General features: G+C 41.2%; 2 protein-coding genes. Both read left to right on the top strand.

The features are described from left to right. A partial coding sequence (locus tag CHX27_RS00960) for an RHS repeat-associated core domain-containing protein (RefSeq protein ID WP_133063378.1) occupies positions 1 to 958 on the top strand: 958 nt, incomplete at its 5' end. A 12-nt stretch (positions 959 to 970) separates the two neighbouring features. Then, the gene (locus CHX27_RS00955) at positions 971 to 1423 is read left to right on the top strand and encodes a hypothetical protein (RefSeq protein WP_094484909.1); all 453 of its coding nucleotides are present in this window, start codon (positions 971 to 973) and stop codon (positions 1421 to 1423) included. The last annotated feature ends 171 nt before the right edge of the window (positions 1424 to 1594 follow it).

The following is a 1594-nucleotide window of genomic DNA, read 5'->3' as shown; positions in this document are numbered from 1 at the left end:
GATACAACCCACGGAAAGACGGGAGTGGCAGTATAAGTACAACGGTAAGGAGTGGCAAGATGAGTTGGGGTTAAACTTTTACGATTACGGCGCCCGAAATTACGATGCCGCAATTGGTAGGTGGATGAATGTGGATCCGTTGGCGGAGAAAGGAAGAAGATGGTCGCCGTATAATTATGCAATGGATAATCCTGTTTATTTCATTGATCCGGATGGGATGTGGCCTTGGCCACCAATTTGGACGGCTGTTAAACAATATTATAGCGGCATGTATGAAGGAGCTAAAGCTACTTTAAAAAGCACTTATTCAGCCGTTACAAATCCAATCGCAACTATTAAGTCTATTGCTAACTCCAAGCCAGCTCCAAAAACAGGAGCTGATGTTATAGCGAGTGCTTTTGGCGGTGCAAGTTCTGTTGTTGCTCCTGCTATCAAGGCTGCAGCTAAAGCACTAAAAGGAGATATACATGGAGCAGGTAAAATTGCAGGTTCCGCATTAACTGAAAAAGTTATCGAGGGCGCTGTAGTTGCTGCTACAGCTGGTGCTGGAAGATTACTTGGGGGCTTAACTAAGGCAACGCCGGTGACTAGCGAAATGACTGCATTAAATAACAGTGTAAGAAATATAGCAACTGAAATGGGTGCAGCAGGTCGATCGCCAGCGACTGTTGTTGGAGCGGAATTAAATGGTCAAACTACAATTGCTACTAGTGGAAATATTCCAGCAATTATAGCTCCTGAATTAGAGGCTGCCTCTACACAATTAGGTGGCGTTGGAACACGAACCGCATCTGGTAACAGAGTTGGATGCTGTGCTGAATTTCAAGCAGCAAATGAATTACTTTTGCAGCAGCCTTCAGCGATTCCCTCGCAGATAAGATTTACAGACGCAATAAGACCTAGAACAGGCGAGGTGATCCCGCCTTGTTCAAATTGTGAAACAATTTTTGGACTATAACTAAGTAATCATATGTTTACAGAAAACGAACAACAAGCGTTAGATTTAGATTGGTTTTTTATGGCCGACAATAAAGTCGGATTTGTTGCCTCTGCAGGAGGTAAGTTACCTAGCTCAGTTTCCCTTTTAGATGAAGGCGAATTTAATTTAATTAGTTCTTATTTTAGAAATCTCCCTGAAAAAAGTATAGTGGAAGTTAATTCCGATATTACTAAAGTGAAGAAAGTCAAATCTATTGACAGCTACCTCAAGGACTTTGTATTTATGGCAAAAAAGGGACTTTACTGCTACGATAAAAAAGTACTTAATGATTTTAGTCACTTGGATTATTACTTAGTAGCTAAACCAAAAACGGCATTCAATAGTAGTGTATTGCCAGAAGAAATTCTAGCGATACTACAAAAAACAGTTTACCCAAAGGATATAGAACATTTAAAGTCTTTTTCAATTACAGAAATTAGTTAGGCGGAAAATAAAGAATTAATATTTGGTCGATCGAAGAGAATAAGCCCCCCGTTACCCGTTAGCGCGGATTTATAATCCGTGCTGAAAATGGTCGGCTTTTCCGACCGTTTACAATCAAAGATGTTTGCCTAGCCCCGACTGCAGCGGCAGCCCGGAGTACAAAAAGGCTGT

Source organism: Flavobacterium aurantiibacter (assembly GCF_002251775.1).
Lineage (GTDB): Bacteria > Bacteroidota > Bacteroidia > Flavobacteriales > Flavobacteriaceae > Flavobacterium > Flavobacterium aurantiibacter.
Note: the sequence above shows the minus strand (reverse complement) of the source record. Positions and strands in the feature narration are given on the sequence as shown.